21 protein-coding genes are annotated in these 18,082 nt (G+C 31.9%); 16 read left to right on the top strand and 5 right to left on the bottom strand.

What is annotated here, in order from left to right:
- Positions 1-91: 91 nt before the first annotated feature.
- Together ACZ1JT_RS06845 and ACZ1JT_RS06840 are read right to left on the bottom strand one after the other, a co-directional pair.
- Positions 92-733, bottom strand: a complete 642-nt coding sequence (locus ACZ1JT_RS06845) for a hypothetical protein (RefSeq protein WP_465093099.1) — start codon at positions 731-733, stop codon at positions 92-94.
- A gap of 863 nt (positions 734-1,596) precedes the next feature.
- Positions 1,597-1,833, bottom strand: coding sequence for a helix-turn-helix domain-containing protein (locus ACZ1JT_RS06840; protein ID WP_465093098.1), 237 nt, complete (start codon positions 1,831-1,833; stop codon positions 1,597-1,599).
- Positions 1,834-1,951: 118 nt separating this feature from the next.
- Here ACZ1JT_RS06840 and ACZ1JT_RS06835 point away from each other — a divergent pair, with 118 nt between their 5' ends.
- The 3 genes from ACZ1JT_RS06835 to ACZ1JT_RS06825 all read left to right on the top strand — a co-directional run bounded on the left by ACZ1JT_RS06835 (position 1,952) and on the right by ACZ1JT_RS06825 (position 3,832).
- A complete protein-coding gene (locus ACZ1JT_RS06835; protein WP_465093097.1) occupies positions 1,952-2,512 on the top strand; it encodes a hypothetical protein in 561 nt (186 codons plus the stop codon).
- 11 nt (positions 2,513-2,523) lie between these two features.
- Positions 2,524-3,411, top strand: coding sequence for an SHOCT domain-containing protein (locus ACZ1JT_RS06830; protein WP_465093096.1), 888 nt, complete (start codon positions 2,524-2,526; stop codon positions 3,409-3,411).
- A 271-nt stretch (positions 3,412-3,682) separates the two neighbouring features.
- Positions 3,683-3,832 carry a hypothetical protein gene (locus tag ACZ1JT_RS06825; RefSeq protein WP_465093095.1) on the top strand — a complete coding sequence of 50 codons (150 nt, stop codon included), beginning with the start codon at positions 3,683-3,685 and terminating at the stop codon, positions 3,830-3,832.
- Between the two features lie 45 nt (positions 3,833-3,877).
- Here the strand turns inward: ACZ1JT_RS06825 and ACZ1JT_RS06820 are convergent, their stop codons facing one another.
- Both ACZ1JT_RS06820 and ACZ1JT_RS06815 read right to left on the bottom strand, forming a co-directional pair.
- The gene (locus tag ACZ1JT_RS06820; protein WP_465093094.1) at positions 3,878-4,129 is read right to left on the bottom strand and encodes a hypothetical protein; all 252 of its coding nucleotides are present in this window, start codon (positions 4,127-4,129) and stop codon (positions 3,878-3,880) included.
- A gap of 21 nt (positions 4,130-4,150) precedes the next feature.
- Entirely contained in the window at positions 4,151-4,870 is a 720-nt protein-coding gene (locus tag ACZ1JT_RS06815; protein ID WP_465093093.1) for a DNA cytosine methyltransferase, read from the bottom strand.
- Between the two features lie 200 nt (positions 4,871-5,070).
- Here ACZ1JT_RS06815 and ACZ1JT_RS06810 point away from each other — a divergent pair, with 200 nt between their 5' ends.
- Both ACZ1JT_RS06810 and ACZ1JT_RS06805 read left to right on the top strand, forming a co-directional pair.
- The gene (locus tag ACZ1JT_RS06810; protein WP_465093092.1) at positions 5,071-5,382 is read left to right on the top strand and encodes a hypothetical protein; all 312 of its coding nucleotides are present in this window, start codon (positions 5,071-5,073) and stop codon (positions 5,380-5,382) included.
- 135 nt (positions 5,383-5,517) lie between these two features.
- Positions 5,518-6,147 (top strand): recombinase family protein, encoded by a 630-nt coding sequence (locus ACZ1JT_RS06805; RefSeq protein ID WP_465093091.1) that lies wholly within the window; start codon positions 5,518-5,520, stop codon positions 6,145-6,147.
- On the opposite strand, the gene ACZ1JT_RS06800 is transcribed toward ACZ1JT_RS06805, so the two are convergent.
- Entirely contained in the window at positions 6,148-7,551 is a 1,404-nt protein-coding gene (locus tag ACZ1JT_RS06800) for a site-specific integrase (RefSeq protein ID WP_465093090.1), read from the bottom strand.
- 390 nt (positions 7,552-7,941) lie between these two features.
- Between ACZ1JT_RS06800 and ACZ1JT_RS06795 the strand changes: the two genes are divergently transcribed.
- The 11 genes from ACZ1JT_RS06795 (at position 7,942) to ACZ1JT_RS06745 (ending at position 18,069) form a co-directional block, all read left to right on the top strand.
- The gene (locus ACZ1JT_RS06795; RefSeq protein ID WP_465093089.1) at positions 7,942-8,382 is read left to right on the top strand and encodes a hypothetical protein; all 441 of its coding nucleotides are present in this window, start codon (positions 7,942-7,944) and stop codon (positions 8,380-8,382) included.
- A 42-nt stretch (positions 8,383-8,424) separates the two neighbouring features.
- On the top strand, positions 8,425-9,219 hold the full coding sequence (locus ACZ1JT_RS06790) for a DUF5131 family protein (protein WP_465093088.1): 795 nt from the start codon (positions 8,425-8,427) through the stop codon (positions 9,217-9,219).
- Positions 9,220-9,480: 261 nt separating this feature from the next.
- Positions 9,481-10,044, top strand: a complete 564-nt coding sequence (locus ACZ1JT_RS06785; RefSeq protein WP_465093087.1) for a hypothetical protein — start codon at positions 9,481-9,483, stop codon at positions 10,042-10,044.
- A gap of 4 nt (positions 10,045-10,048) precedes the next feature.
- Positions 10,049-11,719 carry a P-loop NTPase family protein gene (locus tag ACZ1JT_RS06780; RefSeq protein WP_465093086.1) on the top strand — a complete coding sequence of 557 codons (1,671 nt, stop codon included), beginning with the start codon at positions 10,049-10,051 and terminating at the stop codon, positions 11,717-11,719.
- A gap of 120 nt (positions 11,720-11,839) precedes the next feature.
- A complete protein-coding gene (locus ACZ1JT_RS06775; protein WP_465093085.1) occupies positions 11,840-12,757 on the top strand; it encodes a tyrosine-type recombinase/integrase in 918 nt (305 codons plus the stop codon).
- Positions 12,758-12,768: 11 nt separating this feature from the next.
- Positions 12,769-13,638 (top strand): tyrosine-type recombinase/integrase, encoded by an 870-nt coding sequence (locus tag ACZ1JT_RS06770; protein ID WP_465093084.1) that lies wholly within the window; start codon positions 12,769-12,771, stop codon positions 13,636-13,638.
- A gap of 118 nt (positions 13,639-13,756) precedes the next feature.
- Positions 13,757-14,290, top strand: a complete 534-nt coding sequence (locus ACZ1JT_RS06765; protein ID WP_465093083.1) for a hypothetical protein — start codon at positions 13,757-13,759, stop codon at positions 14,288-14,290.
- 11 nt (positions 14,291-14,301) lie between these two features.
- Positions 14,302-15,873 carry a hypothetical protein gene (locus ACZ1JT_RS06760; RefSeq protein WP_465093082.1) on the top strand — a complete coding sequence of 524 codons (1,572 nt, stop codon included), beginning with the start codon at positions 14,302-14,304 and terminating at the stop codon, positions 15,871-15,873.
- A 5-nt stretch (positions 15,874-15,878) separates the two neighbouring features.
- The gene (locus ACZ1JT_RS06755) at positions 15,879-16,796 is read left to right on the top strand and encodes a hypothetical protein (protein ID WP_465093081.1); all 918 of its coding nucleotides are present in this window, start codon (positions 15,879-15,881) and stop codon (positions 16,794-16,796) included.
- Between the two features lie 57 nt (positions 16,797-16,853).
- Complete coding sequence (locus ACZ1JT_RS06750; protein WP_465093080.1) at positions 16,854-17,477, top strand: RipA family octameric membrane protein; 624 nt, start codon at positions 16,854-16,856, stop codon at positions 17,475-17,477.
- Positions 17,478-17,895: 418 nt separating this feature from the next.
- Entirely contained in the window at positions 17,896-18,069 is a 174-nt protein-coding gene (locus tag ACZ1JT_RS06745; protein WP_465093079.1) for a hypothetical protein, read from the top strand.
- The last annotated feature ends 13 nt before the right edge of the window (positions 18,070-18,082 follow it).

The raw sequence follows: 18,082 nt of genomic DNA, 5'->3' as shown, positions 1-18,082 counted from the left end.
ATTATACAAATCTAATCAAAAGCTTTGAAATCAAAATCGGTATAAATACGTGTTAATGCAATTATTTTATTTTCCAAACAGCTTTTGGATATCAAGAATTTAATTGATATCCATTTTCAACAATTCTGCTCAAACTATAATCAAAGTCAAATTGACTTGATTTTCTTCTTAAACTATTTACATTACCTTTTTTGGTTGAAATTGCTCCCCAATTCTCTTTAAATAAGTTAGGAACTAAAAATCTTTGACCGCTCATGTTCGCAAATTCTACATCTGAATACCCCAATCTTCTAATTTTTGAAATTATATCCTCATTGGCATCACCAAATTCATCAATTTCAGTTGAATCAGATATTTCATCTGTTTCTGATTCAATTGTGCTATTATACTCTAAAATCAGTTTGTTGATTTTTTCAAGCATATCCCAATTAATAAAAATGGTTCTTAATTTAGCCTTTTCATGTATTTTGAATGTTGATACGTTGATATAACCTTTGTTTTGTAGCCTTTGAATTATTTTGTCAATTGCCGTAGGTGTTGTGAAAATATGCTTTGAAATATTTTCGGATGACCAAGTGATGTTTTCTTGTTTTTTTGAGTAATGTAAAAGTTTTTCTAAAACCCTTAATTCTGAAAGCGGTAAATGGAATTTCTTTTTTTCATTAATTGTTGCAGTTGCAAAAAACAACGCATCATGGTAAGTTTCTTTAATTGTTAAAGTTGAAGTTTTCAATTCATAATATTTTATTCTCTTGTTATGTTGCTCTCTTGTTTTGACTTGGTAAGAGAAGCTGGGCAGTATGCCTACCGTTTATCCCAGCACCCAAGGAAATCATTACTGATTACAATAATAATTATCGGACTTTTTTTGAAACTAAAATAATTGATAAAATTTTATTCCTACGTATTCGCCAGTACTACTGTTTTATCAATATATTCAATTGTACTTCTTTTTTTGGATTAAGTCAACAGTAAAATCTTTCAAAATGACATAATTTTCAAAAAAAATTGAAGTGCTTGCTGGAATTGATATATGGCTAACTTACTACGAAAAAGCTTTGCCGTCAAGTTGAAATGGATGTTTTTTTTGCGGAACAGTTTAGTCCATTTTTAGATTATTTAGTCTTTTTGTATACTGTTTAGTCTAATGTTGGACTATTTAGTCTAATGTTGGACGGGTTTGGGAGATATTACTATACTTCTATTATATACTATATTCTTTTAAATACTAAAGAATTTAAATACTAGATTATATTATATACTATATAGCAATTTCAAGAAATACTTATGAATTAACTTTAATAAAAATCCATTTCAACTTGAAATAAAGCCTTATCTTAACTTAAATTTATTTTTTAATAAAGAGCAACATCAACTCGAAGAAGATGGCGTAGCCAACCTATATTCAACTTATAAATAAGTCTTCACATCAACTCAAAGAAATATACAGTTCAACTGCCAAAGGAAACACTCAACCCCTACGGGAAGAGGACCCAGCCCGCCAGCCATTCAACGAGTAAAATTAATGCTATTTAAGACTACTTGAAATAAAACTGATGTTTGTTAGAGAAGTTAAAAAAAGTAGTGTGATTGCCATTAAACCTCTTTAAAGTCATCGAAGAATTCTGCTAGAGAAACATTCATCGCTTTGAGAATCTTTATAAGGGTATTCAACTGAATATTTGCACCAGCCTCATATTTTCCATATTGGGCTCTGCTTATATTTTTTTCGTATGCAAAAAGTTCAGAGTTTGCATATCCTGCTTTTTTTCTAAAATGCTTTAATCTTTCACCAATTTTTTTAAGGTAAATCGATTCGCTAGTCTCTGTCATTTTAAACTCTTTTTATAGAGTAAATGAATAGAATGTATTGAAGTTTGACAACTCCAAATAAAACCACTCTTTATATGGAGATTTTTATATATTTGTGAGGCGAATAATAATTTGAATCATGGATAAATACGACAAACTCAAAGAACTAAAAGAGATGTTTGATAATGGTTTGCTTGAAGAAAGCGAATTCACCACTCTAAAAAATCAAATACTTTTCAAAACCGAAACAGATATTGAAAGTGATTCGGAACTACCTCAAAAATATGTTTCAGATTATCAGAGTAAGAAGTCAAAAAGAATGAGTACAGGAGCAACAATCCTTTACAGTATTATAGGCATTATTCTTTTTGCTTTTTTCAAAGGAACTTTCTTTAAAGCAGATGAGCCGATACAAATAACAACCAAAAGTAAAGAAGCCGAATTAGAGAGTAACTATCATGCAAATGAATATAATGAGCCGAAAGGCAATACGAATGAAAGCAATAGCAATCAAAACAATACCAATGGTAATATGAATAACAGTGGCTATCACATGGGACGTGATGGTCGTGTCTATGAAAATGGTGCCTGCTCGCTTTGCAAAGGCACTGGGATAGAAACGGGTCGAAATATTGCGACAGGAGAATTAGAAGGCAGAATTTGCCCTATGTGTGACGGTAGAGGTGTTAGAAGCTATTAAAATCAAATTGTATGAACAAAATAGATGAAATTTTAAAGTTAAAAGAACTACTTAATTCGGGGGTTATTACTCAAGATGATTTCACCGAATTAAAAAATAAATTATTAAAGGATTCCAATTTTAAAAATGCTCAAGTTAAAGTCGAAATAGGTATTGATGAAAAAGAATGTCCGAATTGCAATGTTATTCTAAATAAAGACATTGAAAAGTGTGAGTTTTGCGATTATGATTTTATTTCAAAACAGGTAAAAATTGAAAATGATAATGCAAATACTGGTGGCAAGTCCAGAAAAAAAGTATTTGTCTTCTCCATCATTATGCTGCTCATTTTGTTTGCTATGTGGCTTGTAGTTGATTATTTGTCACATCAAAATGCTAGTAAAGATGGAGTGTCGCCAATGGCTAAAAACGATTATAACGTTCAAAATCTGATAAACCAAAAAAGTGAAATCGATAGTTTAGTAGTGAAAAATAAATTATCAGTTGAAACCAAATCAAATTATAATGAAGATGATTTGGAGAACCTAAAGTTTGACGGAAGCAAGTTAGACTTTGAAATTTATCACGATTCTAAATCCCACGTCAGTTTAATTGTAGAGACTCCCCGATTAAGTATGAACGATGGAAAATATAGTGAGAAGCATAAATATTATTTTAATTCAAATAATGAAGTTTTCGCCCAAGAGTCAAATTTCTATAATGCCAATTTTAATGAAGATTTGGGTGAAGTGATTACGAAGAAAACAATACTTACCAACTATTATGTTGAAAACAGATTAGTAAAAAGTGATACGGTATATCCAGATAAGGATAGAAAACCTGTATCATGTAAACATTATGATAATTTAACCCGATACATCAAAAGAACTGGATTAAAGTTAACTTTTAAAGCAAAATAAAGGATTTTATTGTTCCTTTTTACACTCCTTTTGTACCCTTCATTAGCCCCTGGAAGTGAAGGGTCTAAAATACAGAATAGCCCCCCTTGGGGGTAAAACTGCCCCTTCCTGCCTATAAGCAAAGTGATTTTTTGGAAAATGTGTTTTTACCGTTACCAGCCTCAATAGGTGAATAATCGATTTAACATTATACCGTGCTTGAATTGCTTCAAAAATTTTCTAGAAAAAATTGAGAAATGAATTTTGGAAGATATTTATATGTAAAAAGGCGATGAAAATAATTTTGACATTGAAACAGCTCAAGCAGATTTTAAAGTCTGAAGCACCAAAATACCCGATAGTTTTTGAAGTGGATAATTTCACAGCTAAAGAACTCAAGGAGTTCTCAGAAATGTTACAACCAAAAAAAGAGCGAGACTAAATATCTCGCTTTTTTTGTAACAGAGAAATTAGCTAAAAATATGCGCTAATCCCTTTTTAAATTGCCCAATAACCCAGCAACCACATCAACAGAAAAAGCCAAGCCTAAAACTTTGAGTTTGTCGGTTTTTGAAATCTTTGGAACGCCATCAACGTAGTTATCAGGTACTGTCATCATTCGGGAATATTCTTTAATACTAGGTTGACGATAACAGCCATTGGGAAAATCCAATTCATCAGGGTTACTGCCAGATTTACCCACATATCCCGATTGCTCCAATATAGCAGGATATTTCAATAGCTTTTCTTCTTTTGGTAATTATGCAAAATCTTTATCCTTATATATAATGTTACCGATATTCATCTTGAAATGCCTAAATATTCCATTGGTTAGGGTTACGTTTCCAGATAATAAAACATTGGCTTTGTCTCGGTCCACAAATCCATTTTCAAGTATATCCGAGTACTTTATATCAATGGACTCAGGAACACAAACATTAGGAATATTGGTCCAGTATAACCTTCTTCGATGTGCTGGTGTTACCAGTGCCGAATCGATTTTTAACAACTGTACATCATCAAATATATTGGATAACTCTTCTGTGATTTTATCTCTGTCAACCGCTTTCATGCTGGCTACATTTTCCATCAAGAAATACAGCTTTTTACCAAATGGTTGAGCAACATAGATTTCCTTTAAGATTCTTAATGCTTCATAAAATAATTTAGATTCTTCACCCTCTAACCCACGCCTGTCTACTGGATTGATACTGCTTAAATTAGTACAGGGACTTCCAAATACCACCAAATCAATTTCATCTGATAATTCAATACCACTAATATTTTTAACATCACCCAATTGAATAAAGTTTGTATCATTTCCGTAATGGTAACTTTGAATTGCTAAAGCTGATTTATCAATTTCCGAGCTGCAATATTTGTTGATTTTAACCCCTGCTCTCTCCAGTGCTAATTTGGCACAACTGATGCCGTCAAATAAGGAAAGTACATTGATTCCCTCTTCATTAAAATTTTTCATATTTATCGTTTTCAGATAAATATTTCGCCATGGGGAAAAGGACTGATTTTGCTATGGGGAAAAGCAGGCTGTTTTTATTAATCTCCCTATTCACGGGACTTTACAAGTGAAAATTTTTAAAAATAATTGCAAAAAAGCTGGCACGGGAATAATATTCCTTGTACACTCGTGGTGTACAAGGAATATTAAAATATACAATCATGAAAACATCAGAAAGAACAATGGAAATCGCTCAAACAATTATGGACCAAATCAAATATGCAGACCGTTCGGCACTTATGGCTTGGGGAGCAAGACATTTCGTAGCGATTAGTGAATCAAAAGAGTTTCAAGGTGGTTTGGCTTTCCAAGTAAATGGATTAACCCATAAGGGCTGGGTTAAGGTTTGTTTGAGATGGGTTGATGATTATACAATTATATTCATCAATAAAAATCGTGAAGTTGTGAAAACGGTTGAGGGATGCTATTGTGATATGCTTGTTCCTGTTATCGACTTTATTGAAGGAAAATGATTTTAGGTTTTAGTTTTAGACTATAACCATTTTCTAAAGCAACATTGAAAACTACAAAACCAATGAATTCAACAAAATGTTTTAATAAAATCCGAACTCTAAAAATAAAACAAAAAACAGCCTAAAAAGAATATTATGAATTATTACTTCTACTCAAGAACTTCAACAGCATTACAAAATTCTGCCAGACAAATCGAAAACTTCAAAAATCACGTTGGATTTGATTCGTCAAAATTATTTATTGAAAAAATACAAGGTAACATACCATTTATGGAAAGACCAGAAGCCGTCAAAATGTTTGATGAAATAACCAATTCTACTTCTAAGTGTACCGTAGTTGTGGATAGTACTGACCGCCTCGGCAGGAATCTACTTGATATCCTCAATACAATCGAACTATTTAAAAAAAACAAAATAAATTTAAAATCGTTAAAAGAAGGATTTTCTACATTTTTAGATAATGGTCAAGAAAATCCAATGGCAAACCTAGTAATTTCGGTTATGGGTAGCATAAGTGAGATGGAACGTACTAGAATAAAATCAAGAACAGCTGAAGGGGTTTTAATTGCAAAGGCTCTTGGAAAATACAATGGCAGAAAAATTGGGAGTGTCCAATCCGATGAAAAACTACTTCAAAGACATCTGACAATTCAGAAAAAGTTACAGAAAGGTTTAACCGTAAGAGAGATTACCGAAATTTCAGGGGCATCAAGTGCAACAATCATTAAAGTTAAAAAAGTGATGAAATTAAGAAATATGATTTAATCAATAATCATAAAGAATCTCCTCGAATATATTCTTTCTTACCTTTCCTTTAAATGAATCAGTTTTATAATCGATTTTTAAAAAATCGAAAAGTTGCCTTGTACTTCTGAAATTGTAGTGTTCTTTCAATTTTTGAATAGTTTGCTTGTGGTCGCCTTTTATTTCAATGATTTTCCGCCCATACATGATTAATGTTGAATAGGTTTCGAATCTATCGGTATGAGGAAAATTCATGAATTTTAATGTGTTTTTAATTTCTCGTAATAAACTCGGTTGGGTCAACTGTCGGTCAGTATTTGTAACAAAAACGTAACCGTCCAGATTAGGCTTCATATCAAACTGTCTTTTTTTTGCATTTTTATAAAACAATTCAATTTTAAGAGTTCTCTCCAAAAACAATTTCAAATGGTCGAATAATTTTGAGTGAATTTCATGACCAATTTTAATTGTAAATCTATCAATTGTCACAAACTTTCGGATTTCTACAGTTTCTTCTTCTTCGTTGATTTCAACAATATCTTTCCATTTTAACTTAATTAGCGTAGAAGGACGAACTCCATTGTATAAGCTTATTAGTAATAAAATTCTAACGCTATTTATAACTGGTTTTTCATAAAAATTATTCCCTGAAATCAGAAAATTTGAAAAGGCTGAAAATTTTTGAAAATTACATTCATCTTTTTTATTGTTGAATTTAGTGTTGAAATTCTTGTCCTGAAGCTGAAATAATCCAACATTTACTTTTAATGTGTCCTTACCCAATAAATACTTAATCCCTTCTTTGTCAGCAATATTTATATCACTCAATTTAAAGATTATATCATCTTTGGATTTGTATCCCAAAAAATTGAATAACTCTTCATTAAGCCTAAATTCAAAATGCTGTTTTAACTTTTTGCTTATTTCATTAGAATATCCGCAAACCTCAAGTACCCTTCTGCCAAAAACTACCTGAAAGAATGTATCGTAATCAACATTTTTAAAAAGAAAATTATATTCGTTAAATATGGCGGCACCATTATATATTGTCAATCGGACAATACTTTTAAAGTCCAAATCTTTTTCAGATAAGCTATTAGCTATAGATGAATTTAAGTCAGGGTAGCCTAATTTTCTGTAAACTTCTGCAAGTTGATTTTTTATACTTGGATTAATAGGGATTATGTATTTTCTAATTGTGATTTCATTTTTGACATCCGCTTCATTTTCAGAACCAAGCGATAGAATATCAGCCCATTTGAAATTCATTACCTCGCTAATCCTTAACCCAGCTGTAATACAGAGCAAATTTATTGCTACATACACCAATTGTCGGTCACTTGCATTTATCAAATCCCTTAAAGCAAGCTTCATTTTATCATCAAATTCATAAATGTCAGTTAACGGATGCGTGATTTTATACATAAAACAGATTTTATTAATTTTTTTTCATTTCAAATATAAGCAAAATTACCAGTAAAATAGGCACTTTAATTAATTGCGTAAAATTATGCACAATTCGGAACAGGTTTTTTTAGCTCGTTTTGCCACCGTATATTTGTCTTATCAAAATGGATGTAACAATCTTTAAAACAGAATAATAACTTTTAAAAACAACATTATGGATTAAGATTAATTAGCAATCAGTTTCAAGGTGAAACGAAACATCAAACTAACGGGAGATAGTTGGTGAACTTCAAAAGACTTTCCGAATCTGGAAAGCATTAAATCAAAAATAAAATTTATAGGTTTTAAAAAGCTCAATAATTGGGCGTGGAAATCTATTGCATTAACTAATCTTAAAAAAATAAAAAAATGGAAAAATATACAGTAAACGTTTATATCGACAGAGTTAACAAAAAAGGTCAATTAACTGAAAGCAACAATTTTGAATTTGAATTTTCATCTGGAAACTTGATTAAAGACAGGAAAAAAGCAATTAAAAAAGCTAAGAAATTATTAGGAAACATTGAAGATTTCTTACCCAAAGGTCAAACATTTTCAAGCCCTAGAGAAGCAGAAATGAAAGGATATAAAGATTATAATTGCTTTATGCTAGATATTAATTTTATTAATGAAGAAGGTGAATCGAGTCCTATATTCGGTTGTGATTATGAAGAAATTTTTGACTGGTTAGAATATGAATACCAAGTCTTCAAACGCAATTCAATATGTGTGAAATCGGTTGAAATAGAAAATCTGTATGGAGAACGAATTAAAGTTATTTCTGATGATTTAGATTTTCTGTTACGTTAAAAATTATATCACATTAACTATTAATCATTAAAAAAAATATTTATGAATAAAATCAAAACAAATAAAGTAGAGTTGTCCAAAATCCAATGGACTGGACCAACATGGAATCCGTGGCATGGTTGCATAAAAGTAAGTGCAGGTTGTAAATTTTGTTATATGTTCAGGGACAAAGAACGTTATGGACAAAACCCAACAACCGTTCTTAAATCCAAAACAATGTTTGACCAACCTTTGAAATGGCAAGAACCCCAATTGATATTTACTTGCAGTTGGTCAGACTGGTTTATCAAAGATGCTGATGAGTGGAGAGCTGAAGCTTGGAAAACAATTAAGAACACACCACAGCATACCTATCAAATCTTAACTAAAAGACCTGAAAGAATCCTTGAATGTCTTCCTGATGATTGGGGTGATGGTTATCCAAATGTTTGGATTGGGGTTAGTGTTGAGAGCGATGCAGAAAAGCACCGAATCGAAACCCTTTCAAAAGTTCCTGCTAGAATCCGATTCATTTCCGCAGAGCCATTGATTGGGGAACTCAATCTAGAAGATTATTCTGAAGTCCTAACAGAAAAATTTCACTGGATTATCCTTGGTGGTGAAAGTGGTAACAGAACTGGAAAGTACCGCTTCAGGGAATGCAAATTGGAATGGTTTACCAAACTGATTGATATTTCAAGAAAAACCAATATGAAAGTATTTGTGAAACAGTTGGGAACACACTTAGCAAGTGAATTTGGAATGAAAGACCGTCACGGTGGCAATATTGAGAAATGGGAAGAATCTTTGCAGATAAGGGAATTTCCTGAAAGTATTGAAAGATACAAAGTTGCATAGTACTTCTAAAAGCTTCTTTTCAATACAACGGAGAGGAAAAACTCAAAAAAGCTGGCGAGAATCAAATTTTCCTTCTATCCTCGCAGTAATTAAGCAATCGAATTGCTTATCTATTTAAGTTCAAAATGTGAAAGAAAGATAATCTTTCACGAAAATCAAAAAAAGTAAATAGCTGTTTATCAGCAATAATAATTCGATTATACACTCGGACAGGGACTCTTTTGTCCTAATTAAATTGAATTATTAATTAAAAAGTAAACTATGGAAACACTTGAAACACTATTTCAGTCTTTTGAAACGGGCATCCGAAACGGGAAAGCCATAAAACCGAAAGAATATCTAAAGGAAATTGGATTGGATTACAATGAACTTCGAATCGGTTTCAACTCTGGCCAGTTCCACCATCGGGAAAGCCAAACCACCAAAGACCAGTTTGAGGCTCTGGGTGTTCTTAAAAAAAGTGATGCTGGAGTAAACAAAGAAGGATTAACAGCCTATACAGTATTTGGAAAGTATGGGCTGGTATTCCCCCTACTGGATAATCAAAACAGGATTGTAAACCTCTTTGCTTTGAGGTTCGACATGGAATCAAAAAAGATGGAATATCTAAACAGCGAGGGTATTTATCCAAGTCACCCAAACAAGAATACCAAGAGACTCTATCTGACCACAACGATAATGGAATGCGCCAGCTTATTGCAAAGCAAATCGTTGGAAAACAGGGATGCCGTAATGGCTATGCACAATGGAAAGCTATTAGCTCAACATCTGGAAGCCATTAAATCCCTTCACGAATTGGAAGAAATAATAATCCTTAAAAACTAAAACTATGGAAAATATAAAATTGCAACTTCAAAATACAAGACCTGATTTACCTATCAATACAATTGAACTTCCCGAAGGTGAAAACCTAAACACAATGCTAGTCAACTATGGACCCGATAGCATTGGTGAGTTTTTGAACAACCCAAAAGGTAAAGAAGATAACAATGCCCTAGAAATCATTGGGGATTTCAAAATCGGTTACAAAGGGAGAACAGGTATGTTTTATGTCATCGGAACCTTGCCAATGGATTTGGGAAACCTTAGGGTATCTCTTCAAATCGTAGAAAAAAATACTCAGAAAAAACACCGACTTAAAATCGATTTGTTTGATTTTGTGAATGTTCAAAACCAATGCAGGGAGCTCAATGAAAAGCAGGGATTTGATGCAAACCTTTTGGAAGCCGATTTGATACGGTTTACCGATTTATTGGAAGAATATAGAGAGAGTCTTTTCAATGAAGAAATGAACCCAATTACCGACCAATATTCGGAAAAAGAACTTACACCATCAGCCCATGAAAAAGCAATAGAATTTTTAAAGAATCCTAAACTATTGGATAATGTAAACAAGCTTTTAGGTCAAAGCGGAATTGTCGGAGAAGAAGACAACAGGCTTTTAATGTTCATCATTGCCAGCAGTTACAAGATGCCGTATCTACTTCATGGACTAGTTCAAGGGGCATCGGGAGAAGGAAAATCACATCTTATTAATGCCATTGCCGATTGCATGCCTCAGGAAGATTTGATGAATATGACTAGGATTACCAGTAAATCACTTTACCATTACAGGGAAAAGGAATTGATGAACAAACTTGTCATAGTCCAAGATTTTGATGGGCTTGATGAAGACGCTCAGTTAGCCTTTCGTGAAATGCAGTCAGCCAAATTCCTTTCAAGTTCTACCGTAGTAAAAGATATGTTCGGTAACACCAGAGGCAAGATGAAGACTGTTCAGGCTCATTTCGCCAGCCTTACAGCGACTACCAAAGCCGATGTCTATTTCGACAACATGAGCCGCTCGGTAGTTCTAGGAGTTGACGAAAGTAAAGAACAGACCCTTAAAATCATTGAAGCCCAAAACAAGCGTATTGCTGGGCTTCACGATAAAGATAGCGAACAACAGGCCAAGCAGCTTATTAGAAACTGTATGCGGGTATTGAAATCCTATGAAGTGGTAAATCCGTTTGCCAATCAATTGATGTTACCATTGGAAGCCAAAATGCTTAGAAGGCTTAACAGTCATTTCCAGCATTTTGTTTCACAGATTACCATTCTGAACCAATATAGAAGAAAAATTGATGATAAAGGAAGATTGATTGCTACCAAAGAAGATGTTGAAAAAGCAGTTGAGGTTTTCTTTGGCTCCATTGTTATCAAAGTGGATGAACTGGACAAAAGCACAAGGCAGTTCTTTGAACAGCTTAAAGGTTATGTAAAAGGTCAACCAAATGGAACTACTCACAGGTTCACTACTAGAGAGGTTCGTCAGACCTTAAACATGAGCAAAACATCAGCATTCAAGTATTTTGAATTGTTGCAGAAACTCGAATACATACAAGCCGTGGAAGGTTCTCCCAATAAAGGATTCAAGTACGTTATCAGCTATTGGGACAATATGGAGAAGATGAGGTCAAAAATCAGGAAAGATTTGAATGACCAGCTAAAGAAGTTATAAAACACCAAAAAGAACGCTAGAGCACCAATAAAATAAGGTCATATAACGCTAGTGTTCGCAGTTTTGAAAAGTATGCATAAGGACAGTTTTCCTAACCACTAATTTAAAACCGATAAAAACATGAAAAAAACAATACAAACACCCGCTTATGAAAACCTACTTAAAGAGTTCGACAGCTTTGTTATTGTAAGAAGCTACAAGCAAGGAAAAGGTAAAATGTACCAAAATACAGTAAAAGAATTTCTGATTTGGTTAGAAGATTCTGGAATAACCAAGATAAAAGATGTAGGTAGTGAGCAAACATTAAATTATTTCGAATATCTGACAACAAGACCCAAGCAAAGAGGTGAAGGAACCTTATCCGAGAAGACCGTTAAATTTCATTTATTCGTTTTAGGTCTTTTCATGCTGAACCTTTTGGAGAACAAAGAAATTGATAACGGTTTTTACATTCCAACTTATGGAAGTGGTATTCAGAATCCAAGAAATACACTAAGTGTTGATGAGGTTAAAATACTCTATGAAAGCTGTCAAAATGAATCGGAACGAGCATTGTTGTCGATTGCCTATGGATGTGGTCTTAGAAGGTCAGAAATCGAGCGATTAAATGTAAAAGATGTACAACTTACCAGCGGAATGCTCATTGTAAGAAGTGGCAAAGGAAGTAAAAGACGTGAAGTGCCAATGAGTGATTCGGTTGTGAAATGTTTAAGGCTATACATTACCGAAGAACGCTATCAGAAACTTGTTGGACGAAATCAGTTGGAAGAGGCTCTTTTTCTAAACATGTTAGGAAAAAGGGCCAGTGGTCAAATCTTGAATGAACTACTTAAAAAGATTATCGAACAGACTGATAGCTACGAACTAATTCAGAAAGAGATTACGTTGCATTGTCTTCGTCACAGCATTGCACACCACCTATCTGAGAACGATGCTGGTATTGAATTCATCAGGCGATTTTTAGGGCATTCAGAAATTAATACGACCTACATCTATGCTATCAAGAACAAGAAAATAAAACCAGTTGTAAATTTTTAAATGAAGAGCTTATGGAGAAAGTAACCTTAGAACAATTCCTGAAACAGAGACTAGCAGTGAAAACAGCCGAGAGCTATCTCTATACTATCAATAATTTCATAAAGACCAATCCAAAATGCAAGCGGTATAAGTTTGCTGATATTATCAGATATATGGATGAGGTAACACAAAAACAGACCAATGTTCAATACCGAATCCGAATCCTATCAGCCATCAAAAGATATTATGAATATTTAGTAATGACTGGAGCAAGAAAAGACCATCCCTGTAAGAAACTGAACATCAAAAACAGAACGAATCAGGATATTCAATTGCAGGATTTGTTCAGTAGTGAAGAATTGCAATTATTGCTTCAAAGGGAAAACCGTTACTGGTTTTTGGAAACTCGAAACAATGTACTTCTGTCGCTTTTGATTTATCAAGGACTTACCAGCGAAGAAATCACGAATCTGGAATTGAAAGACATTGATTTGGAAAATGGAACCATATATATCAAAGCTTCTAAAACATTAAACAGAAGGACTCTTGAACTGTTAAATAAACAAATACTACCATTAACTAAATACATCGATGAGGTAAGACCAAAGATACTCCGATGTACAAGCGATAAATTGATTTTGAATAAACTAGGAAAACCAATTTCGGTTGATGGTATTCATTCGGTAACGGAATCGTTAAAAAGCCTTTTTCCTGATAGGAAACTGAACCCTCAAACCATTCGAATGAGTGTTATTTGTAATTGGTTGAATGAAAAGAAGTATGACCTAGTTAAAGCTCAAGAATTGGCTGGTCACAAATGGCCAGGGACAACGGAGAAATACATTCGAATTGATATGAAAACTGAACGAGAGCTTATAAACAGGTATTTTCCCCTGATGTAGATTTATACGAATCACTAAATTTAGTTAGTAAGAAAATCACTATAAATAGGGATTGTTTGGTATTGAGTTTTGTAATAAATTTAATCAAAATTCCTTAATAATACTAAAATCTAACTATATGAAATACAACTCCGAACTAAAGAAAATAATGGAACCTAACAAATCCTTAAATCGAAATTATCAATTAATATGGGATAAAGACTCAATACAGAATGGTAGAATACTAATTAATCATTTAAAGACAAATAAGGAAGCTCATGGAAACTTCAAAGTTGAAAATGATATTCTTAAAATCAATATTAATGCTACAACTTATAGTAAGTCTTATTTAAAAAAAAACATTCTTAACGATTTAATAAATTCAACAGAAATACCTCTGAAAAATGTTTTAATTGAATTTAATATCCCAAGTATAAATAAAACAGTATCAACTAAATTATATATTGACAATCCACCTGCACATGAGATTGACTTAAACACAGATACATATTATTATTCTGTAAATAATCATGATATGGTTGATTGTAATGGTTGGCCGTTAAGAAAATCTTATAAAGCAAAGTTTCAATACCAAATTGATGACAAAAAATGCGATAGTATAAATCTTCCAGCGCTTTCCTACACGGTTTTTAAATTAATATCAGAAATCTAAATGATTAAATTATGAAAAAAAATATTTGTTTATTCGTAGTTATAATACTTTTATTTTCAAGTTGTGCAACTCCAAAATTAACAAACAATGACAGGGGTAATTATGGATATAAAAAATTAGTCGAGCCTGAAAAGATTTTAGATATAAATGTAAGCAGTTTGCCTTTACCAGATGCGCCTAAAAAACAGCAAGAAAAGGTTAAAACATTTTTTGATTTAAGGGATTCTATACCAAATACTTTTTTGAGAGTTGTAGCGCAAAGAGCTAAAAACACAAAAGAAATTACTGATGCAATTAAAGAGTCTTTTTCAAAGTCAGATAATCCAGCTCCAGCTTCAGCTTCAGTGATTACTACAAATATCATTAATTCCAATGTGATTAAAATTAGACTCTTGTTCTCCAATATAAAGAAGTATTATAATGACGAAAGGCTAATGCACCCAAATACTCGTCTAGAATTTTTAACAACTACTCTAAAACTTCAAACAAACAACTTTTCAATCGTTTCTATAGATAAAATAGAAAATGAATTTGAAAATATAGATTTAGGAACTCTTGAGCGAACTCAGAATGTAAGTTTCAATTCGAAATTATCTGTTGAAGGAAATTTAGGAATGACTTCAGAATCTAACAAGGTAAATTCAAATACTACAAACAATGAAATAAAATCTGGTGATATTAAAAACGTTTACGATGAGAATGGACATATTATAGGAACAATTTCAGCATCTGATAATTCAACTGACTCAAGTACAAAAGGCAATACTTCTAATAATAAAATAGCTAACAATGTTGGAGCAAAGGGAGAATTAGCATATGCAAATAGTGAAGTCATTAAAGAAGCATTGCAAATTAAGTTTAAAAAAATAAAAACAGGGTTTAGCTTTTCTACAAACAGCATTACTATTGGTCAAAGAAGTCTTCCTTTATCTGACATTTCAGATAATATAATTATTACTGCAACTTTAAAGGTTAATTCGACCAATACTCAATTAGACACAAAAAGAGTTATGGAATTTTCAAAACTATTAGATAGTCATGGAAATCCTAATTCGATAAAAGACATTAATTCAAATATCGTTTATGTTCATTATCCACCATGTTATTCAGCTTCAGATATAAATTTTAATTTAGATTACAGTGGAGCAATTCGTGGTGTGAAGAATTTAAAACAAGGAAGAAATGTTCTTGAATATGATGATAATGTGGTTTATTACCAATTTTCAAAGGAAAATGTACAATCAAACCCAATAACAATTGATAAAACAGAATATTGTCATGATGTTTTCAAAATTATTGCAAAATTTGATGATAATGATGAGTATGTTCTTAACATTATAGATACTAATCAAAATGAAATTTTAATATATGACGAACATAATCCAAAACAGTTTTTAGAATGGTTGGTTAAGTTAATAAGTGAAAAAAATATGTCAAAATTCATAGCTCCCACAAATTTAGCTTTTATAAACAAGGATGGGAGCAAAATAATTTACCTTTCTAAACCAAATTTTTCTCAAGTTGATTTAGACAAATTGAACAAAATAAAATCTATTGAATATCATATTCGTAAGGACCAATAATCATTATGGAAATAGAAGAAGTAATCGAAAAACTAAAGGATTTAGACCTAACAACTTATCCAGAGAAAGAAATCAGAGATTTATTCAACAATGTAAGGCATATTGCTTCTATGGTAGTAACATATCACAGAGGAAAGCCTGTGATGAGAGCTCGTCCCAACAGAGATGGAGAAAGGTTTTCGTTAAAAAAAGAGTTATCATTTAAGCCTCAAGAATACAATAGCACATTTCAGAGGGCTAGTACTCCCTATCAAACAATGTTTTATGCTACAGCGGTTCCTGACAAAGTACTACCTCAAGAATTAGACAATTTAAGAATTATTGGTATAGCCGAAACAATTCCAATGATGAGAGACCTTCAAAAATCAGGTTATCAAAAAGTTTCTTTTGGAAAATGGATTGTTAAAGACAACATTGACTTACTAGCGATAATTCACAAGGATTCATTTTATGCTGAAAGTAGTTTTACAAAAGAATTGGTAGATAATTTTAATGAATTCAGTAAAAATGTGCCGAAAGAAATTGTTGAAAAATCATTATTATTTCAAACTTTTTTAGCTGAAGAATTTGGTAAAGAGAAAATTAGAGGTGATTATGATTATATGATTTCTGCTATTTTTTCAGAAATAGCAATAAAAAATGGATATGATGGAGTGTTTTATCCAAGTGTTAGAGTCGGTGGAAGAGGTTTTAATATTGCAATAACACCAGAGGCTACTAAAAAACTTGGTTTATATGTAGCTGGGGAATGTTCTGTTTATAAAGTAAAGGACCAAACGGTTGTAGGAAATGATGCAATTGTTCAACTAAATGATGAAGATGAGTTTACATTACAAAATATTCCAAATCATCAAAAAGAATGTTTAGCTCAATTGGGATTGACATCAATTGAAGAACTTAAACAGATTGAGTTGATGGAATAGTTTTATTTATATTTGAGTAGATTTTAAGTAAAGTAATTTAATGATAAAATAAATATAATGTCAGAAGAAGAGTTAATTGAAGAATTTGATAGAGCAAAGAAGTTAGAAATAAATTTGTATGATGAAATTTTAGAACTGAGAAAGTTTGAAATTGAAAATTTTTGGAAAAGAACCTTGTTTTTTTGGGGTACAATCGCAATTATACTTGCAGGATATTTTAAAGCCGATATAAATGATAAATACTTAATATTTATCTCTTTTTTAGGTATTATTTATAACTCAATTTTTTCTTTAAGTATTCGAGGTAGTAAATTTTGGCAAGAACATTGGGAAACAATGGCGGTAGTGTATGAAAACGCATTAAAATTTAAATTACTCCAAACTGAAACCAGTAAATTGATTGCTAAAAACAATAAATCAATATTTACCCATCCTTATAGATTTTCGGTATCAAAATTAACAATGTTATTAAGCGATATAACGGTTATACTTTGGATTTTGTTTTGGTTTAAAGACATTTATAAATTAATACAAAACAAAATGATTTTTTTTGAGTTTTGCTGCCATAGTGAAATTCATTTTTTTACATCTTCAGTAATATTGTTTCATTTTATTTTAATTATTTATATATATCTGTTCTTCAAAAAAGGAAAAGTATTTTATAAAAAAAATGAAGATTAAATCCCAAGCTCTCAAGTGAGAGCTTTTTGTTTCTAAAAAGGACAAATTTTGTTTTGGCCGATTTGTCCCCCACAGACCCCAGTGTTTACTGGGGTTTTTCGTTATGCCAAAACGATATAAAAAAAGAAAAACCTTTATTCACGGGCTTTTCCAATGTTTTTTTCGTCAACTTTCATGTCCTTTTTTAAAATTCCCACAATTTTCACTTTTGAACCGCTAAAAAGTTCATGTCTTAAATAAAAAAATCGATTGAATTTACTTAGCACTCGAAATCATGAGTTATTGATTTTACTGTGTTTTTTCTGTCCTATTTTTTTAGAACTCCAGTAAATACTTTAGCTGAGCAATAAAGGCAACTTTATTGTATAATGATGTGTACAAACATTTTTTAATTTATTAAAATTTAAAAATCAGCAGTATGAGCGATTTTCAATCAACATTAGCTTTCAGTGCATTAATGATTTTTGCTTTTATGATGTTTCCAAAGAGAGCATTATTGGCATCGAAACCAATAGTAGCTATTTTAAAGGCATTACCTATGTACGGTTTGTCAAAAATAGCTGTTGCAGCCATAAACAAAACCAAAAAATAACCTTCGCTTTCCA

The sequence above is a fragment of the Flavobacterium sp. IC2-16 genome (assembly GCF_055521455.1).
The sequence above is the reverse complement of the archived record's forward strand: the minus strand, read 5'-3'. Positions and strand labels throughout refer to the sequence as shown.